At 68.1% G+C, this 18,363-nt stretch carries 11 protein-coding genes and 1 tRNA gene; 5 read left to right on the forward strand and 7 right to left on the reverse strand.

What is annotated here, in order from left to right; translation table 11 throughout:
* Window positions 1-1,752: alpha/beta hydrolase (locus K8V11_RS13885; RefSeq protein ID WP_303915521.1), on the forward strand; the 1,752-nt coding region annotated here is incomplete at its 5' end.
* Window positions 1,753-1,795: 43 nt separating this feature from the next.
* Here K8V11_RS13885 and K8V11_RS13890 read toward each other — a convergent pair.
* The 3 genes from K8V11_RS13890 to K8V11_RS13900 form a co-directional block, all read right to left on the reverse strand.
* Complete coding sequence (locus K8V11_RS13890) at window positions 1,796-2,686, reverse strand: cation diffusion facilitator family transporter (protein ID WP_303915524.1); 891 nt, start codon at window positions 2,684-2,686, stop codon at window positions 1,796-1,798.
* Window positions 2,687-2,802: 116 nt separating this feature from the next.
* Window positions 2,803-5,157 carry a DUF6541 family protein gene (locus K8V11_RS13895; protein ID WP_303915558.1) on the reverse strand — a complete coding sequence of 785 codons (2,355 nt, stop codon included), beginning with the start codon at window positions 5,155-5,157 and terminating at the stop codon, window positions 2,803-2,805.
* A gap of 177 nt (window positions 5,158-5,334) precedes the next feature.
* Window positions 5,335-7,227, reverse strand: a complete 1,893-nt coding sequence (locus K8V11_RS13900) for a hypothetical protein (RefSeq protein WP_303915527.1) — start codon at window positions 7,225-7,227, stop codon at window positions 5,335-5,337.
* Window positions 7,228-7,392: 165 nt separating this feature from the next.
* On the opposite strand from K8V11_RS13900, the gene K8V11_RS13905 reads away from it, so the two are divergent.
* The 3 genes from K8V11_RS13905 to K8V11_RS13915 all read left to right on the forward strand — a co-directional run bounded on the left by K8V11_RS13905 (window position 7,393) and on the right by K8V11_RS13915 (window position 10,503).
* Window positions 7,393-8,985, forward strand: a complete 1,593-nt coding sequence (locus K8V11_RS13905) for a glycerol-3-phosphate dehydrogenase/oxidase (RefSeq protein WP_303915530.1) — start codon at window positions 7,393-7,395, stop codon at window positions 8,983-8,985.
* Window positions 8,986-9,055: 70 nt separating this feature from the next.
* Window positions 9,056-9,928, forward strand: coding sequence for an HNH endonuclease family protein (locus tag K8V11_RS13910; protein ID WP_369693084.1), 873 nt, complete (start codon window positions 9,056-9,058; stop codon window positions 9,926-9,928).
* 77 nt (window positions 9,929-10,005) lie between these two features.
* Entirely contained in the window at window positions 10,006-10,503 is a 498-nt protein-coding gene (locus K8V11_RS13915) for a hypothetical protein (RefSeq protein ID WP_303915533.1), read from the forward strand.
* On the opposite strand, the gene K8V11_RS13920 is transcribed toward K8V11_RS13915, so the two are convergent.
* The 3 genes from K8V11_RS13920 to K8V11_RS13930 all read right to left on the reverse strand — a co-directional run bounded on the left by K8V11_RS13920 (window position 10,470) and on the right by K8V11_RS13930 (window position 13,242).
* A complete protein-coding gene (locus tag K8V11_RS13920; protein WP_369693086.1) occupies window positions 10,470-11,693 on the reverse strand; it encodes a low temperature requirement protein A in 1,224 nt (407 codons plus the stop codon). The genes K8V11_RS13915 and K8V11_RS13920 overlap by 34 nt on opposite strands.
* A gap of 119 nt (window positions 11,694-11,812) precedes the next feature.
* Window positions 11,813-11,888 (reverse strand) — tRNA-Thr (locus K8V11_RS13925).
* A gap of 88 nt (window positions 11,889-11,976) precedes the next feature.
* Complete coding sequence (locus tag K8V11_RS13930; RefSeq protein WP_303915534.1) at window positions 11,977-13,242, reverse strand: DNA polymerase III subunit delta'; 1,266 nt, start codon at window positions 13,240-13,242, stop codon at window positions 11,977-11,979.
* 137 nt (window positions 13,243-13,379) lie between these two features.
* Here K8V11_RS13930 and K8V11_RS13935 point away from each other — a divergent pair, with 137 nt between their 5' ends.
* A complete protein-coding gene (locus K8V11_RS13935) occupies window positions 13,380-15,089 on the forward strand; it encodes an adenylate/guanylate cyclase domain-containing protein (RefSeq protein WP_303915535.1) in 1,710 nt (569 codons plus the stop codon).
* 2 nt (window positions 15,090-15,091) lie between these two features.
* On the opposite strand, the gene topA is transcribed toward K8V11_RS13935, so the two are convergent.
* Window positions 15,092-18,106, reverse strand: a complete 3,015-nt coding sequence (gene topA / locus K8V11_RS13940) for a type I DNA topoisomerase (RefSeq protein WP_303915536.1) — start codon at window positions 18,104-18,106, stop codon at window positions 15,092-15,094.
* Between the last annotated feature and the right edge of the window lie 257 nt (window positions 18,107-18,363).

An 18,363-nucleotide genomic window follows, 5' to 3' on the forward strand; every position in this document is an offset into this window, starting at 1 on the left:
CCGCCGCCGAGGGCCGAGTACGCCACCGCGCGCGGCGCGCTCTTCGCACCCGGAGGGCCGCTACGTCCGCTCGACATTCTTTCGGCGGAGCTCACCAGGTCCTGCGACCTGCTCGGCACGGCCGCCACGCAGGCGGCGCAGTCCGGCGTCATCCAGCAGGAAGACCTCGAACGGGAGTTGCGCGGGTTGGGGCGAACCGTGCGCGCGCAGTCTGCGGCGCTGCACCTCGCGGCGACGGCGCTCGGGGAGCTCGCGGCCCATCAGCTTCGCCATGCGCGCACGCCCGAGGAGGCTGCCGCCGACGCCGCCGAGCCCGAGGCCGAAACCCGCGACCGGCCGGTGCAGAGCGCGCACCCTGCGCGCGAGCTCGCCCGGGCCGCCGCGCCGCTACTCGCTTCCCTGTATGACGGCGCACGGCCGTTTCCGCCCCTGCCGGCCGCGCTGCGCGAGCTCGAGCCAACCGTCCCCGGGCCCGGCGAGGCGGCGACGGCCGCTCGAGTCGCGCCCTCGGCCGCCGCGCCCGCTCGCGAAGCCCTTCCCGTCCACCTGGACCTTTCCGCGCGCGACCGCGTGATCGCTGCCCTCGGCGAGCCGGAGGCCACCGGTAACCTCTCCGGGCTCGACTGGGGCACCCGAATCGCGGCGAACGCCATCGCGGTGCGTCGCGCGGCTCAGCGCGAACGGCTCGCCGGGCGCGGCGGGACGATCATCATCGACCGTCTGCACGCGATGGACAGGCTGCGTCCGGACCCGGTCAGCGGCGTGCCCTCGCGTCGCCGGTTTGTCGCCTTCGACCCCACCGGGCCGGGCCGGATGATCGAACTCGTCGGCGATCCGGACGCGGCCGACGGCCTCGCGCTGTACGTCCCCGGTACCGGCACAAATCTCGAGATGAGTCACGTGAACACCGAGGTCGCCGAGCATTTCGTCGCCGCCGGCGAGGGCAGGATCGCGACGCTCGTGTTCCTCGGCGGCAATTTCCCGCAGGACATGTGGATCGAATCCGGCGACCCGGTCTTCACCCTCGCGATGGCGCCGCTGCTCGCCCGCTTCTCTCTCGATGTCCAGGCGTATATCGCCACTCTCGGGCGCGGCCAGGACGCCGACGAAGCGGCGCGGCTGCCCGTCACCGCCATCGGGCATTCCTTCGGCGGCGCCGTCGTCGGCACCGCGGAAACACTCGGGCTGTGGGCCGACCGTGTGATGTATGTGGCCAGTCCCAGCGCGGGAATCGATGTGCGCTCGGCCTCCCAGTGGCGCAACCGGGCGCCGTCGGTCCGCCGCTATTCGATCACCGTTCCCGGCGATCCCATCGAGCTCATGCAGATCCGAAACGGTCTGCGCTATCCGGGCACGAGCAGCGCCGACATCATGGATGGCGTTCAGCGCCTGGACTCGGGATTCTTCGACACAGGTGAGGTGATGTATGGGACACGTGGGCACGGCGGGGTTTTCGACCGCTCCTCCGACGCGTTCTGGCAGATGGCCGAGGTCATTGTCGGCGGGGAGGTCGTCCCCTTCGTCGGCCGCTCGATAGTCGCGCGCGGCACCGCGGCATGGCGCGAGTTCGACGGCCGCCTCCTACACACCGCCATCTCGCACGTTCGCGCGCAGCTGTGGCACGGCGACGGCGATTCCGGAACCGCGGCGCGCGACGCTCCCATCGTCGTCGCGGGGCCGGGCCGGCTCGTCGACAGAAAGCTTTCGCCACAAAACCAGCGCAAGGTGGGCGGGACAGCGCCGAGCTCGTAAGAATCTCATGCCGTCACAGGACCGGCATCCGCACTCGCACCGGCTAGAGGTGCACGTCGTTGTAGGCGCGATCGTCTTCGATCGGTTCGATGTGCGAGGCGATGTGTGAATCGGGGAGCTTGTCGCGGATCTCGGACTCGACATTCTCGACGAGATCGTGTGCGCGTTCGACGCTCCACGAGCCGGGCACGAGGGCGTGGAATTCGACGAACCGGCGAACACCGGATTCGCGGGTGCGGAGTTCGTGGAAGTCGACCTCGCCCGAGCGGCGATAGCTGTCGAGCACCGCTTCGATGGCGGAGTTGTCCTCGTCGGACAGGGTGGCGTCCATCAGCCCCATCGCCGATTTCCGTACCAGCCCGCCGCCGACGAACAGGATGTTGATCCCGACGCCGATGGCGACGATCGGGTCGAGCGCCGACCAACCGGTTAGCCAGACGACTCCAACTCCGACCACCACACCGATGGAGGTAATGACGTCGGTGAGCAGGTGCTTCCCGTCGGCTGTCAGCGTCACCGATCGATGTTTCCGGCCGGCGCGAATAAGCATGGTGCCGACGATTCCGTTGATTATCGATGCGACGATGGAGACGATCAGACCGACACCGAGTTGTTCGAGCTCCTGCGGATTGAGCAGCCGTTCCACGGCAAGCACGATGATCGAGCCTGCGGCGATGAAGATCATCGCGCCCTCGACACCCGCCGAGAAATACTCGGCCTTCGAGTGACCAAACTGGTGGTCTTCGTCGGCGGGGCGTTCGGCGATCGTAATCGCGATGAGCGCGACGATCGCGGCAACGAGATTGACGAGCGATTCGGCCGCGTCGGACAGCAGACCCACCGACCCGGTAAGCCACCATGCACCTGCCTTCAGGATGATGGTCACCACCGACGCGGCCACCGAGAGCCACGCGAACTTCTTCAGAGTCGACACGTCCGGAATTTTAAGCCTGTGGCGTCAGGCGGCGCACCCGCAGGTGGGTAATTCGGCCCGCAAGACAAACGCTCCGGGTCGGCACGGTTCCGGCCGAACCGGCCTCCACAAGCTGTCTAATTTCCTGCCCATTGCGGCATCGGCGAGGCATCCCCACTGCTTGGCGCCGGCGCGCCACCGGTCGACGCGCCGCCATTCGGTTCCGGTGCGCCACTGGTCGCCGGGGCGCCGCTCGGCACCGGGCCACCACTCGGCGCCGGTGCGCTGCTCGGTACGGGCGCGTCGCTCGGCGCCTGCTCGGCTTCTCGCGTGTACTCCTGCGCGATGCCCGGCGGGTGCGGCGAGTCGGCGACCATCCGGTCGAGCTCCTGCTGGGAGAAGTGGGCACGGACTGCGTAGATCCGGATCTGCCGGTCGGCGTAGATCATCTGCAGACCGGGCGCGGTGAACGCGGCGAGCATCGCCTTGTTGAACGGCTGGTAACCCCAGTGCGGCGGCGGGCTCACGTACACGTAGTTGACGTCCAGACGGTCGATCGCGTCATCGGTCCACTTGAGCCGGCCCGCGAGGTCGATGGTGTCGAGCAGCTGGTTCGTGCCGGTCTCGGTGAACGGCGGATCAAGGTAATGCCGCGAAATCGAAGGCAGCCCGTTGGTCGCATACATCCAACCGCTGCCCTCGTTGGCGTTGGTGAGAATCATCCCGTCGTACGCCTTCGGCTGTGTGGCGAGCCAATCGAACGCCCGCAGGTCGTGGGTGTCGACGAGTTTGCCGTAGCGCTGCTCGGTAGCCGCCCGTTCTGCGAAGAGCGGCGCGGACTGCGCCGACCACACAGTGGTTCCGATGACGACGACGATGAGCACCGCGTAGCGCATCGAGCCGGCGCCCCGGCCATACGGATCGGTGATCGGATCGACGAGCTTGCCCATTTGGGATACGAGCCAGTGGGCGAACGAGGCGACGCCAAGCCCGGCGCACGCGGCGACGACCACAGCGAGCACGACGCCGACGCGACGCGGGTCGTTGTAGTAGACGCTGCCGATGAGGTGGAAAACATCGCCGACGACGTTGCCGATCGGCTGCATCGCGTTGACGCACACGACGATGAAGAACGCCCACAGCGCGAGCGCCCACACGATGCCGCGGCGGATGAGCACCAAGAACCCGAGCAGCGCAATGGCGAGGACTACCCAGCGCACGCCGAAGTCACGAACGTGGCGCACCTGCAGCGACATCGAGTCGACCCAGGTCATCAAGCGCGAGCCGCCGGTGGTGAACGAGAACGACGAAATGTCCTCCGCATTCGCCGAGATCGACAGGAACTGCGGGACGAGCACGAGCATGCCGAGGATCGCCACCGTCGCGAGCGAGAGCAGATCCTTGAAGCGGCCGCGGGTCGGTCGCCACAACGCTTCGAAAAGCCACCAGAAAATGACGATGAGCGCCGCCGTCACCAAGCCGGAGGGGTGCAGCCCACCGACGCCGATGAGGGCGAGACCCGCGGGCAGGCACCACGCGGGGCGTCTCGTCGAGGCGATGATGATGAGCACGACCGCGCCGACGAGGCCTGCGGACAATGCGCTGGGGGTTGCGGCGACGCGCATCTCGACGAACGGAAGCCCCGGGAAGAGTGGGGTCATTAGCGCGGCAGCCGTGGCCGCCGTCGAGGCGAGCATGCGCCCCATACGGCGCGCGCACATCACCCACGTGAAGGAGGCGACGCCGAGCGGGAACGCGATCGCGGCGGCGCCGATCTGGACGAGATTGTATGTTTCGACGACGTTCGCGCCGGTGAGGTTGTAGACGAGCGCGGCGATCGCGTGCCAGGCGCTCGGGTAGTACATCGGAGTGTGCGACTCCTGGTTGTGCAGCAGCCCGGCGTCCTCGGGAGAGGCGATCCCCGTCTCAGCGATAAAGCGCAGGTAGTTCGCGTGCCAGTGGGCGTCCCAGCCCTGGAACACGTTGGACAGCCCGCCCGTGGTGTGGACGAGCTGGTTGAGCACGAGCGTAGCGATGAGCCACGCAGCCACGACGACCGCGAGGAACGGTGCGAGCTTCCAGATCCACGAACGCCACCCGGTCACGTAGTCCGGATGATCGGGCACCGCGGCGCGAGGATCCTTGCGGCGCGGGGACAGTTCGTCCTCGGCCAGCACGCCCTCTTCGCGGGCGTGCCGCCTGCGCCGACGTCCGGCACCGCGGAACAGCCCGAACCGGCGGCCTCGCCCGAGCCGCAGCGGCCCGCGCACAACAGAACCGACGAGCCACACCACCACGGCGGCGATCAGCGCGGAGATGGCGTAGCTGAGCAGGGTCCAGCGGATCTCCATCATCCCGAGCACGAAGCACGCGATCGAGACGACGCCGTAGGAGACCGGGATCGCGGCAACCAGCGCGTAACCGACGCGCATCCCGCCGAGAAGGCAGATCACGAAGCCCGGGACGACGATCAACGCCGTGAGCGTAAGCATCACTGCAGTTACGATCGGCTTGCCCCTTTCTCCTCACCCGGCGACGCCTCGGGGCGCCGACACACTCCGACCATTATCGCCCTTGACCCGCGCGCTGCGTCGTTCGGCCTGCGGTGTGCCGGAATGCTGCTCGGGTTAAATTCCCCTCACCGCTCCGGACGATACCGCGCCACCCCGTCACTTCGGGAGAAGTCCGCCGATCGGCCCGGAGGCCACGCACATGTCTCCGACCTCTCCGCTCGGGGCGACTCCGAGCGATTCCCCGTCTCCGGTGATGAGGACGGTCACCTGCCCCAACCCCGCCGTTACGGGCACCGTTTCGGCCTCCCCGCTCCCGAGGGAGAGATCGACAGTGCCGTCGGCGGAGGCGAAATAGTTGAGTTGGACGACCCATTCGCGCTCGATGAGCGGACCGTCGAGCGGGATCTGCACCGGCTCGCCACCCGCGGGGATACGAGTTCCGCAGCCCTCTTCGGGCCCTTGCGTGATGTGGCGCAGCTCGAGCATCTCGGTCTCGCGCGGGCGCCCGTCATCCCCGAGCAGCACGGGGTCGGTCGCCCAGTTTCGGATCTCCGGGTACCCGGGAACACCGTCGACGAGCCGCGAAAGCATGTGATTCGGCGCGACCACGGGAAGGAGCACGTTGAGCGCGACCGCCTGGTCGGGCAGCGGATTGCCCTCCCCTCGCTCGACTGCAGTATCGCGGAGCCCCGCGAAGTAGTCCCGCGACGGCTGCTCGCTCCAGGACCGCGCATACGACACATGTGTGACGGCGGACGACGCGATCAGCAAGACCGCCGCCACCGCCGCGCCGATCCGCCAGGCGGGAGCACGGGTCGCGCCCGCTTGCCCGTTCGCTCCCTCCGCGCGCGCTGCCCCGGTGTCCGCTCCGGCCACGCTCCCCATCCTCGGGAACGTCGCGACGAGCGTCGCGCACAGCGCGATGAGCACGGAGAGTTCTGAGACGTGACGCATCGTGTTCGCGACGACCGCCGCGGTTTCCGGGCCCGAGCGTGCGAAGGCCAGCGCGAGAGCCGGCGCGATCGGGTACACCGCTACCGGCATCCACAGCCACGCTCCCGCGCCGCGGCGCAGATAGGTCCAGACGAGCACACCGGTGGCAACGACGACGCCTGCGGCGATCGCAAGCGCATCCGGATCCGCGAACGGCGGCCCCGGATGCCAACGGTCCCACCGCCACGGGCCGCCGGCCAGCGCCGGCAGCACGACGTCGATGTAGGTGCTCTTGAGAGCCTCGCCGACCCCGGGAAGAGACGGCTCGTCCGGCGGCGTCAGGTCCTCGCTGCTCGTCGCGACGAAATAGACGACGACGCCGATCCCCGTGGCGATGATCGAGGGCACGAGCGCCCGTATCCACGCGCCTGAGCGGCCCGCGCCACGCCCGGCGAGCGCCATCGCCAGCAGCACGAGCACGCCGGCGGGCACGATGAACATCGCACGCTCGGTAAAACACCCGCCGACGACCACGGAGGCGGCGGCAACCAGCGCGTCCCGGCCGGGGTGGGCGGAGTCGCCGTGGACGGCGCGGACGAGGTGGGCGACCCCTAGCGCCAGCGCCGCGTGTAGCGGCAGCGCATTGAGCGAAGCCGCGACCCAGGTGCCGGCAGGGAGCACGAGCGGGGCGAAGCCATAGAGCGCGAGCGGGACGGCGACAGCCGCCGCGCCCACCGGCGCGCCGCGCAGCGAGGCGAGAATCCACAGCGCCCGCCCGACGGCGGCCAGCGCGACCGCGTGCAGTAGCGCCACCACGGCCACGGCCGCCGCCCAGTTCAGAGGCGCCGTGTGCGCAAGAAGCCATTCGATGAGCCACGCGCCGGGCATGACGTGACCGTCGTGCACCCGCAGCAGCAGCGCGAACGGATTCGATTCGGCCTTCGCAGTGGCGTAGAGCGATAGGTCGTCCCAGTAGAACCAGCCGGCCGCCGTCACCACGCAGCGCACCACCCACGCGGCGACCGCGACGGCCACGCAGGCGCCGAGGGCCCTCCCGGGCAGGCGGCGGGTACGGGCGTCGGGAGGTGTGAGTGCGGAAGTTATGGCGGACTCCATTCGCGGGGCGGATCGACGGGGCGTGCGCTTAGGGACTTCGCGCCGACGTTACCGCGATTATCGACCGCGACGGCTGCGCACCCTGCGTGCTTAGGCAACCATGTCCGGGTCGCCGACGCGAGTACGGGCTGGTCCCTTGTTCCTACTACTGCGTAGGATTTTGCCATGGAATTCTCATCGCCCGACTCCCGACTGTCTGCCGCCCGCCGCCGCACCGAGTTCACCGAACTGCGCGAATCCCCGAAAACGTGGGACCTCGTCGTCATCGGCGCCGGGGTCACCGGCGCGGGCACAGCCCTCGACGCGGCCTCTCGCGGCATGTCGGTGCTCCTGGTCGAGGCGCACGACCTCGCGTTCGGCACGTCGCGCTGGTCCTCGAAGCTCGCGCACGGCGGGCTTCGTTACCTCAGTACCGGGCACGCGGGCGTGGCGCTGCGTAGCGCCGCCGAGCGCGGGATTCTCATGGAGCGCACTGCTCCTCATCTCACCCGGGCGCTGAGTCAGGTCGTGCCTCTCCTCGATTCGCTGAGCTTCGCACAGCGGACTCTCCCCGGGCTCGGTTTCCTCGCGGGCGACCTTCTTCGCCGTGCGTCCGGCACCAGCTCGGCGACGCTTCCTCGGCCGCGCTACCTGCGCCCGGCCGAGGTGCAGCGGCTGTGCCCGACGGTCGAGACGAAGGGGCTTCGCGGCGGACTGCTCAACGTCGACGGCCAGCTTGTCGACGATGCCCGGCTCGTCACCGCTCTCGCACGTACCGCAGCCGGCTACGGCGCCACCGTGCTCACCTATGCGCGGGCGAGCGCCGCGACGGGCGAGTCGGTCGAGCTGCGCGACGAACTAAACCCGGGCGCAGAGCCGGTCTCTGTGGCGGCGCGGGCCATCGTCAACGCGACCGGGGTGTGGGCCGGAGAGCTCCAGTCCGACATCCGGGTACGTCCCTCCCGCGGCACCCACGTCGTCGTTCGCTCGGAGAAGCTCGGCAATCCCGAAGGTGCGCTCACGGTGCCGGTTCCCGGCTCTGTCAGCCGCTATTGCTTCATCCTTCCCCAAGAGCTGGGCCGTTGCTTCATCGGTCTCACCGACGTCGACCAGCCCGGCAAGGTTCCCGACGTGCCCGACGCGCCCGAGGAGGACGTCCAATGGGTCCTCGATGTCGTCAACCAGGGGCTCGGCACAAAGCTCACCATGGATGACGTCGCCGGTGCTTATGCCGGCCTGCGGCCGCTGATCTCCATGGAGGGAGACGACGAGGACACCTCGGATCTCTCCCGCGACCACGCGATTCTCACGTCCGACAACGGGCTCATCACCGTGACGGGCGGGAAGCTCACCGAGTACAGGCTCATGGCCGAGGAAACGGTGGACACGGCCATCGAGCGGATCGGCGGCGGGCCCGGTCGGTTTCGCGAGTGCGAGACGAAGAATTTGCCTCTAGTGGGCGCTCCGGGAAATCCGGCGTTCGGGAAGGTCAGCGGCGCCGATCTCATCGGCTATCCGGAGTCGATGGTGCGCCGCTTCGGCCGCGAAACCCCTGCAGTGGTTCGCTCTGCAACCTGCGACCGACCGCTGGAGCAGGTTGCCGAAGGCATCGACATCACGCGCGCCGAGTTCGAGTTCGCCATCCGCAACGAGGGTGTCGCGACGGTGGCCGACCTTCTCGATCGCCGCTTCCGCCTCGGCCTCATCGAGGACGACCGCGCCGCCGCCGAGCCTGCCGCGAACGAGCTGCTCATCCTCGCGGGTGTCGAACCGAAATAGGCAGGTGGGGCCGCCCGCGCGGGGAGAGTCGACGCAGGAGTGTCGGAGTCGGTAGCTAAGGTTGCCAATCATGCTCGACCGACGATCTTTGCCTACTCCGTCCTCTGGGCGTTTCTCCCGCCGGACGCGCGCCGGAATCGCCGCTGCGTCGCTTCTTACCGTCGCCCTCGCCGGCTGCGCGGAACTCGACCTTGGCGCCCCGCCCATGGGCGAGGACATGGAAGTCGCCTCCCCGGATTTCGACCCATTCGCCGGCGAACCGAGCGAGCCCGCAGCCGAACCGCTCCCTCCCGAGCCTGCCCCGGCTCCCGAGGAGGCTCCTGCTCCCCCGCCGCCCGTCGAGGCACCTCCCGCCGGGGCTCCTGCCGATCTCGTCAATGCCGCCCGCATCGGATTGCCACTTCTCGAGGTCAAGGGCCGCGCGCCGAAGACGGGCTACGAGCGCGAACTCTTCGGCCAGGCGTGGAGCGACGATGTCACGGTCGCCGGCGGCCACAACGGTTGCGATACCCGCAACGACATCCTCGCGCGAGACCTGGACAACCTGGTCTTCAAGGAAGGCACGCGCGACTGCGTCGTACTCACCGGCACCCTCGCCGATCCGTTCTCGGCCGAGCTCATCGATTTCCAGCGCGGAAAGGGAACCTCGCAGGCCGTGCAGATCGACCACATGGTCGCGCTCTCGGATGCCTGGCAGAAGGGCGCGCAGCAACTCAGCGAGGAAGAGCGCCGCAATTTCGCCAACGACCCCCTCAACCTCCAGGCGGTGAAGGGCTCGCTCAACTCGCAGAAGGGCGATGGCGACGCCGCCACCTGGCTTCCTCCTAACGTCGCCTACCGTTGCGAATACGTGGCTCGCCAGATCGTCGTCAAACAGGAATATCGCTTGTGGGTGACGGCGGCCGAACGCGATGCCTTGGACCGCGAGCTCTCGCGCTGCTAGACCTGGCCGCGGTAACGCCATACATATCTTGCCCGATGCAATATTTGATGGTTCTCCCGCGACGGAAAGGGCACGCTATGTCACGCTCCCAGACCTACTCCCGCTCTCGAGTCGCCCGCCTCGGCACGTGCGCCGCAGCCCTCGCGGTCGCCGGCTCGGCGCTGCTCGCCCCGGCCGCAACTGCGCAGACAGGCTCATTCGATCTCGGCTCGGTCGGATCGATCGATTCGCTGTCCGCCGGTTCGCCGGTCGACGAGTGGCCCGCTCCCCCGAACCCATACGATCCGACCGGCGGTGTCGACCGAGATGATCTCCTCACGCCGGATAACCCGCAGTTCTGGAATGTCGGGCTCGCCGCAGACCGCATCATTTCCCCGTTCGGGATGTCCACACGCGTCGTGTGCAAGTCGTTCCACGGCGTCACACTGGATTGCTGGCAGGCCGACCGCGAAGGCACCCCGCACAAACTCGTGAAGCTGCCATACAACTTCCCGAGCCACGCCGGCGAGACCTCGCCAGGCGGCGGACCCGGGACCTTCGTCTACGTGGACGCGTCGACCGGCTCGGCGAGCTGATCGTTCGACCGTCCGCCCTCGGGCACGGGCGGCCGCCACACGAGCACCGCGACGACGATGACGCACACGAGTGTCGTCAGCGCGATCGGCACCGGGATGAACGGATCGAAAAGAACGAGTACCGCACCCAGCGGTAGAACCGTGTTGACGACTCCATCAGCGCTGCGCCGTATCGCAATCCACCAGATTCCCAGCATGAACAGTGCGATGGGAATGGCCACGGTAAAGCCCGCTACACTCTTCGCGAGCCCGGACTCTCCGGTGAGCACCGCGGTCTCCACCTCGATGCCCGCGGAGAAGGCGCCGGCGGCTGCGAACACGAAATAGTGCAGGTAGCCGTATCGTAGAGAGCTGCGCAGACTGCCGATGGCGCGGTCGTGTGGCGGCCAGAAGTAGATCCACCACATCGATGCCGTCACGATGAGCGCGAGCACCGCCAACTCGACGAGCCGCACGAGAGAATCGACGTCGCTCCGCGCCGAGAACACCGCATTCGCCGAACCGAGGAGACTCTCGCCGAGCAGGATAAGGGTAAAGCACCCGTACCGTTCCGTGATGTGTTCCGGATGCCATGGGGTGCTGGCGTGCCCCGCAGATTCCGCCACGACCGGGACGGCGATCTCGCACAGGATGAGCACGACGAGGAAAGCGGTGCGCGCGGGCGAGTCCGGAACGAATAGCCACGCGAGCCACAACACCTGGGCGACGGCGATGCCCGCCGCGTAGATGAGCGCCGTCCGCCGGGTCGGCCCACCGCTCGCGGCTGCACGGAGCCACTGCATAACCATGGCGACGCGCATGACGACGTACCCGGCGATCATGAGCGTGTAGGAATCCTCGACGAACATCGGCTCGATTCCCGAGGCGAACAACAGCACCCCGCCCATCTGCACGATGGTGAGGACCCGGTAGAGCCAGTCGTCATTGTCAAATGAGGTGGAGAACCAGGTGAAGTTCATCCACGCCCACCAGATTGCGAAAAACGCGAGCAGGTACCTCGGCAGGCCGTGGGCCCAGTCCCCCTCGGCGAGCAAGTCGAACAGCGACGTGCTCGCCTGACTCACGGCGATGGCGAAGACGAGATCGAAGAATAATTCGAGTGTGCTCGCGGCGCGGTTCGGCTCGCCTGCATCGCGAGGACGCATCGGCGCAAGGAGGAAGCGGGCGCTTTGGGATGCTGTGTCGGTCACCCCAGAGATATTAGGTGCTGCAATCCGGCCGCGCGAGGGACTGCCGCGCGGAAGTTCTCGAATGACGAACGCCCCGGGAGAAGAGATCCCGAAGGATCATTTCTCGCGGGGCGTTTGCGTGGAGCCGCGTGTCGGAATCGAACCGACGACCTTTTCATTACGAGTGAAATGCTCTACCGACTGAGCTAACGCGGCCGGGCCATTCGCGCCGGCCGATGCCGTGCGGGGAGGTCCACCGAAGAATCCTAGCGTATGGCCGCCCGTGGGAAAAACCGCCCGGTTCTCAGACCTTGAGCTCCTGTTGCACGCGGCCCGCCATTGCCGCGAGCGCGTACTGCGGCTTGACGTTTGTCCGCAGCGCCTCGCGCGCATCCTGCACCGCCCGCATTGCCCGCAGCATCCGTGCCGCGCCATAATGCCGGCCCAACTTCGCCGAGCGCTCACCGAAATCGGGGTGCAACAGCGCTACCTGAGCGCCGGTGGCCTGCACGATGGCATCGCGGTACAGCCCGACGATATCGACGAGGGCGAGATCGAGCGCGTCCTGGGTGGAGCGCTGACGGCGCCGTTTCTGCTTGTCCTCGAGGTCCTTGAGCACGCCCTTCGACCCGCGCGTCGCGGTGCCCGCACCTTTGCCGGTGCCGCCCGCGCCGAGTGCCTGATTGAGTTCCGCAGTCTCGCGCTCGTCCCTCGCCGCGTGCTGGTCCGCGGCTCCCGTGGCGGCGTCGGAGACGATCGAGGAGATGAGCGGCAGGGAGCGCCCCAAAGAGTTCATCGCCAGCGCGAGCTCCACGACGCGCTCGCGGCGCGCCCTCGTGTCGGCGTCGGTGGCGAGCCAGCGGGCGCGGCCCACGTGCCCGCCGGACACCGAGGCCGCCCAGTCGACCTTGTCCGCGGGGACCGAATCGTCGGCACGTAGCACCGCGGCCACCGATTCGGCACTCGGCGTGCGCAGGTAGACGTGGCGGGAGCGCGAGCGCAGGGTCACCATCACATCGGCCGGGTCGTCCGTCGGCGTGCACAGGATGAAGATCGCGCGACCCGAGGGCTCCTCGATGACCTTGAGCAGGGCGTTGCCCGCCTGCTCGGTGAGCCGGTCGGCGTCCTCGATGATGACGACCGAGAAATTCCCGCTCACCGGGCGCGAATTGCCACGTTCGATAATTCCGCGCACGTCCGCGAGCTGGAGGGACAGCCGCTCCGTGCGGGCGAAATGCACATCGGCGTGGGTGCCGGCGAGCGCCGTCGTGCAGCCGCGGCACTCCCCGCAGCCGACGGTATTCGGGTCGGTGCACTGCAGCGCGGCGGCGAAGGCGCGCGCCGCGACCGTCCGCCCGGAGCCGGGAGGACCGGTGAACAGCCACGCGTGGGTCATCGCGCCGACGGCGGATTCGGCCTCAAGGCGCATCTCGCGCGCGGTGCGCTCGCCCTCCACCCACTTCCTCGATACCCATGCCGCACGCGAGAGCGCCGAGCGTACCTCCGGCTGCCCGGCCAGCGAATTGAACACCGGCCCGACGGCGATCTCATCGGCGGCCACGGATTCCATGGGTCACATGGTAGCCGCCGACTCCGACGCCATGGGGTGCCCACATACCTCCGACGTCATAGGTGAATCTAGGCAGGGACACACGAGTGATCGGAACCGGGCTTCGGGTGTCGGGGCGGGCAAGTACCCTGAGTAACGTGAATAAGTGGTTGCGTTTCGCGAAATGGCTGTGGTCCACACCATGGCCCGTGTATGCGCTCACCACTTTGCAGTCGCATCTCATCGGTGCGGTGTTCGTGTTCGCGTTCCTGCGCTTCGGGTTGCCGCTGGACACGTTCCTCGATATCGGGCCCTTCCAGCTTGTCAACCAATACCTGTTCATCGGGACGCTGGTCCTGGGGCTCCTCGCCGGCGCGGTGATCTCGACATGGCTCATCATCCCCGTGCTGCGGGCCATGCGCTCGAGCGAGCCGTTCGACCGGCAGGCGCGCCATCGCACTTTGAATATGCCCGCTTACCAGGCGTGGCTCCAGGGCGCGATCTGGGTGCTCGGCACGACGGTGTTCGTCGCGGTCAATTTCAGCGTCTCCCACCGCCTCGCGCTCATCATGGGCGTCACCGCGGTCCTCGGTGGCCTGGTCACGTGCATTATTTCGTATCTGCAGTCCGAGCGGCTCATGCGGCCGATCATGCGGCGCGCGCTCGGCGCGGGCGTTCCGGTCGACAGCCACCTGCCCGGTGTGCGCCGCCGGATCATCCTCGGCTGGGTGCTCACCACTGCCGTGCCGTCGCTGGGGATCGTGCTCGTCGTCATCGCGTATCACTTCGATCAGCTCGGCGACGATCCGCGGGTCGTCATCCGCGCGATCGGCATGCTCGCCATCGCGGCCCTCGTCACCGGTGTGTTCGGCATGCAGCTCGTCTCGACTTCCGTCGCGGATCCGGTGCGTGACCTGCAGTCGGCAGTCAAGCGGGTGCAGCAGGGCGATTTCTCGGCGCGTACCGCGGTGTACGACGCGACGGAGATGGGCGCGCTGCAGGTCGGGTTCAACGAGATGGTCGCCGACCTCGAGGAACGCGAGACCATGCAGGACCTGTTCGGCCGCTACGTCGGCGAGGATGTCGTGCTGCACGCGCTGGAGAACGGCACCGAGCTCGGCGGCTCCGAGCGGACCGTCGGCGTGCTGTTCGTCGATCTCGCCGGGTCGACGGAGTTCGCCGCGATCAACGAGCCGGCGCGCGTGGTCAAGGTGCTCAACGACTTCTTCCGCATCGTCGTCGACACCGTCGACGAGCACGGCGGCTACATCAACAAATTCCAGGGCGACGCGGCGCTCGCGATCTTCGGCGCCCCCATGGAGGCCTGGGATCCAGCGGGCCAGGCCCTCGCGACGGCACGGGCGCTCGGCCGCAAGATGGAATCCATCCACCCGTTGACGGCGGGCATCGGCATCTCCTACGGCACCGTCATCGCCGGGCACATCGGACACGCGAAACGCTTCGAGTACACCGTCATCGGCGATCCGGTGAACGAGGCCTCGCGCCTGACCTCCCTCGCGAAGCTCGAGCAGGGCGGCGTGCTCGCCGCGCGCCGCGCCGTGGAGGCCGCCGATCCGGAGGAGGCGGACCGCTGGACGTTCGGCCGTGCCGTCGAGCTGCGCGGCCGCGGCGCGATGACTCAGCTCGCCCGTCCGTTGCGGCCGACGCTCGCCGACCGCTGGCAGGCCGCGCACGACCTCGGCCTCGAGGAGCTGCCCACGGTTACCGAGCCGACTCTGCGGGAGAGCCTCCTCGACGATGACGAGGAAGAGGTCGACGCGGCGATCGACGCCGACGCCGCGCACATTCCCAACGAGGAGCTACCTGGGCGAAGCCCGGCAGAGAATCCTGGCCGGGAGAGTCGGTAGCCCTAGCTGCCCGAGGGTTTCGCGGCGGCCTTGCGCACGCCGGACACCCCGGTCTTGGTGGCCTTCTTCGTCGCACCCTTCTTCGCCACGCGCGAACCGGTCTTGCTCGCCGCGCGGGCGCCGGACGATGTGCGTGCGGTCGACTTCTTCGCCGCGGACTTCTTCGCGGTCTTCTTCGTCGCCTTGTCCGGGTCCGCGTCCTTCGCGGCCTGCTGGTCGCGCCGCGCCGAAAGAAGTTCGGAAGCGCGGTCGGGAGTGACGGTTTCGGGAGTGTCTCCCTTGCCGAGCGAGGCGATGGTGTCGCCGTCTGTCACGTACGGGCCGAAGCGGCCGTCCTTGACCAGCACCTTCTTGCCGGTGATCGGATCGTCGCCTAGGTCCTTGAGGTACGAGGGCTGCCCGGAGCGCCCGCGCCGCTTCGGCTCGGAGTAGATGCGGCGCGCCTCGTCGAGCGTCACCGTGAATAGCTCCTCCTCGGAGCCGAGCGAACGCGAATCCCGTTCCTTGCGCAGGTAGGGGCCGTAGCGGCCGTTCTGGGCGGTGATCTCCTTGCCGTCGGCCGGGTCGACGCCGACCACGCGCGGCAGCGACAGCAGCCGCAGCGCCTGGTCGATGGTGACAGTTTCGGCGTCCATCGTCTTGAACAGCGACGCCATCTTTCCCTTGGGCTCGGTGAAGTCCTTCGCCGCCTTCTTCGCGACCTTCTTCGCCGCCTTCTTCGCCTCGGCTTCCGTGGCGCCGTCGCCGAGCTGAGACTCCATCTCGGCAGCCTCGGCCTTCTGGCCGGCCTCGGCGCGCGCCGCCTCGAGCTCGTCCTCGCTCATCTTCGGCAGCAGCTCGGCGACATACGGTCCGTACGGCCCATCCTTGACGACGATCTCGTGATCGGTCGCCGGGTCGACGCCGAGCTTGCGTCCCTCCTGCGGGATAGCGAACAGCTTCTCGGCGACCTGCAGCGTGAGCTCGTCCGGGTTGAGCGCGATCGGCAGATTCGCCCGCTGCTCCTTCGGCTCGCCATTTTCATCGGTGTCGCGGCGCATGAGGTACGGGCCGTACCTACCGTTGCGCACGTACACCGTGCGGCCCTCGTCGTCCTCGAACAGGCGGATCGAGTTCACCGCGGCGGCATCGATCTCGGCGAGACGATCGCTGACGAGGTCCTTGAGCCCCACCGCGGCGCTATCGTCGTCGCCCTCGGCGACAGCGCTGCGTCCGAAGTAGAAGCCCTTGAGCCAGTCGGTGCGCGACTGCTGTCCCGAGGCGATCCGGTCGAGATCGTCCTCCATGAGGGAGGTGAAGTCGTAGTCGACGAGCGTGCCGAAGTTCTCCTCGAGCAGACGCACCGCGGGGAACGCGAGCCACGAGGGCACGAGCGCGTTGCCGCGCGAGTACACGTAGCCGCGCGCCTGGATCGTGTTGATGATCGAGGCGTACGTCGAGGGGCGCCCGATGCCCATCTCCTCCATCGCCTTGACCAGCGAGGCCTCGGTGTAGCGGGCCGGCGGGTTCGTCGAGTGTCCCTCGGGCGAGATCTTCTCCGGCGCGAGAGTCTGCCCCTCGGCGAGCTGCGGTAGGCGCGATTCGCCCTTGCCGGAGCCGGCACCATCTTCGCTTGCGTCGTCATCGAACACGCGAAGGAAGCCGGGGAACGTGATCGTGCGCCCGGAGGCATTGAACACGGTGTCGCGGTAGCCGGAGGAATTCTCCGCCGCCCGCGCGCCGAGGCGCACCGAAACCGTCGTGCCACGCGCGTCCGCCATCTGCGAGGCGAGGGTGCGCCGCCAGATCAGCTCGTAGAGAAGGTGCTCCTCCGCCGACAGCGCGGGGCGCAGCTCGCCGGGGGTGGGGAACGTCTCGCCGGCGGGGCGGATCGCCTCGTGCGCCTCCTGCGAGTTCTTCACCTTCCGCTCGTAGCGCCGCGGCGACTCCGAGACGTATTCGGAGCCGAACAGCGTGGATGCCGCGTCGCGCGCGGCCTGCGTACCTGCGGCCGACAGCGACGTCGAGTCCGTACGCATATAGGTGATGTAGCCGTTTTCGTAGAGCCGCTGCGCCACACGCATCGTTCGCGACGACGTGAACCGCAGCTTCCGCCCGGCTTCCTGCTGCAACGTCGACGTCATAAACGGGGCCGAAGGCCGGCGCGTGTACGGCTTGGACTCCACCGAATCCACGCGGAACTCCGCCTTCTCCAGGCCCGTGGCCAGCGCCCGAGCGGCGTCTTCCCCCAGGGGTGTGACATCGGAGGTGAGCTTTCCATCGGGACCGAAGTCGCGCCCCTGTGCGATGCGCTTGCCCTCGACCTGCGCCAGCTTCGCGCCGAACGCACGGCGCGAGCCGCTCACCGAGTCCTCGCCGCTGACCTCGGCCTCGATGTCCCAGTAGCCGGCGGAAATGAATGCCATGCGCTCGCGTTCGCGCTCGACGATGATGCGCGTGGCAACCGACTGCACACGGCCCGCCGACAGCCCGCGCTGGATTTTCTTCCACAGCACCGGCGAGACCTCGTAGCCGTAGAGGCGGTCGAGGATGCGGCGGGTCTCCTGCGCGTCGACGAGATCCTGGTCGAGCTCGCGCGTGTTTTCCACGGCCTCGCGGATCGCGGATTCGGTGATCTCGTGGAACACCATTCGGCGCACGGGAACCTTGGGCTTGAGTACCTGCAGCAGGTGCCAGGCGATCGCCTCGCCCTCGCGGTCGGGGTCGGTGGCGAGGAGGAGTTCGTCGACCTCCTTGAGGTCGCGGCGCAGCGCCGTCACCTTCTTCGACTTGTCCGAGTCGACGACGTAGATCGGCTCGAAGTCGTTGTCCGGATTGACGCCGAGGCGCGCCCAGGGCTCCTTTTTATAGGCAGCCGGTACGTCCGCCGCGCGGCCCGGCAGGTCGCGGATATGACCGACGGAGGCCTCGACGATGTAGTTCGAGCCGAGGTACTGCTGGATCTTCTTCGCCTTCGTGGCCGACTCCACGATGACCAGACGCTTGAGATCGCGGTCTGTCGTCGTCTTGGTCGCCACGTGGCATTCCCCCTATATATACGGTCACCGCGAATTATCGGGACGTTCATTCTCCCGAAGAGTAGTACAGCACTGTATTGCACCGCCCACTCGTTCGTGGCGCGATCAGCTGTCCTTATCTAATACACCTATCACCGATGCTTTCGCAGCTGCCACCCGAGCACCGGGGCCGTCGTGCCCGAAAACACCTCCATACGCCGCCCCCGCCGGCTGAGGCGCGGGGTAGTTGCGCCCGCCTGGGAGATTGCCTCCTCCGG

Source organism: Dietzia timorensis (genome assembly GCF_020742175.1).
Taxonomy (GTDB): domain Bacteria; phylum Actinomycetota; class Actinomycetes; order Mycobacteriales; family Mycobacteriaceae; genus Dietzia; species Dietzia timorensis_A.

What these genes read in the sequence shown, in the direction of transcription:
- K8V11_RS13895 (WP_303915558.1), bottom strand. Translation starts at nt 5,157, where the DNA reads ATGCTTACGCTCACGGCGTTGATCGTCGTCCCGGGCTTCGTGATCTGC.
- K8V11_RS13900 (WP_303915527.1), bottom strand. Translation starts at nt 7,227, where the DNA reads ATGGAGTCCGCCATAACTTCCGCACTCACACCTCCCGACGCCCGTACC.
- K8V11_RS13905 (WP_303915530.1), top strand. Translation starts at nt 7,393, where the DNA reads ATGGAATTCTCATCGCCCGACTCCCGACTGTCTGCCGCCCGCCGCCGC.
- K8V11_RS13910 (WP_369693084.1), top strand. Translation starts at nt 9,056, where the DNA reads ATGCTCGACCGACGATCTTTGCCTACTCCGTCCTCTGGGCGTTTCTCC.
- K8V11_RS13915 (WP_303915533.1), top strand. Translation starts at nt 10,006, where the DNA reads ATGTCACGCTCCCAGACCTACTCCCGCTCTCGAGTCGCCCGCCTCGGC.
- K8V11_RS13930 (WP_303915534.1), bottom strand. Translation starts at nt 13,242, where the DNA reads ATGGAATCCGTGGCCGCCGATGAGATCGCCGTCGGGCCGGTGTTCAAT.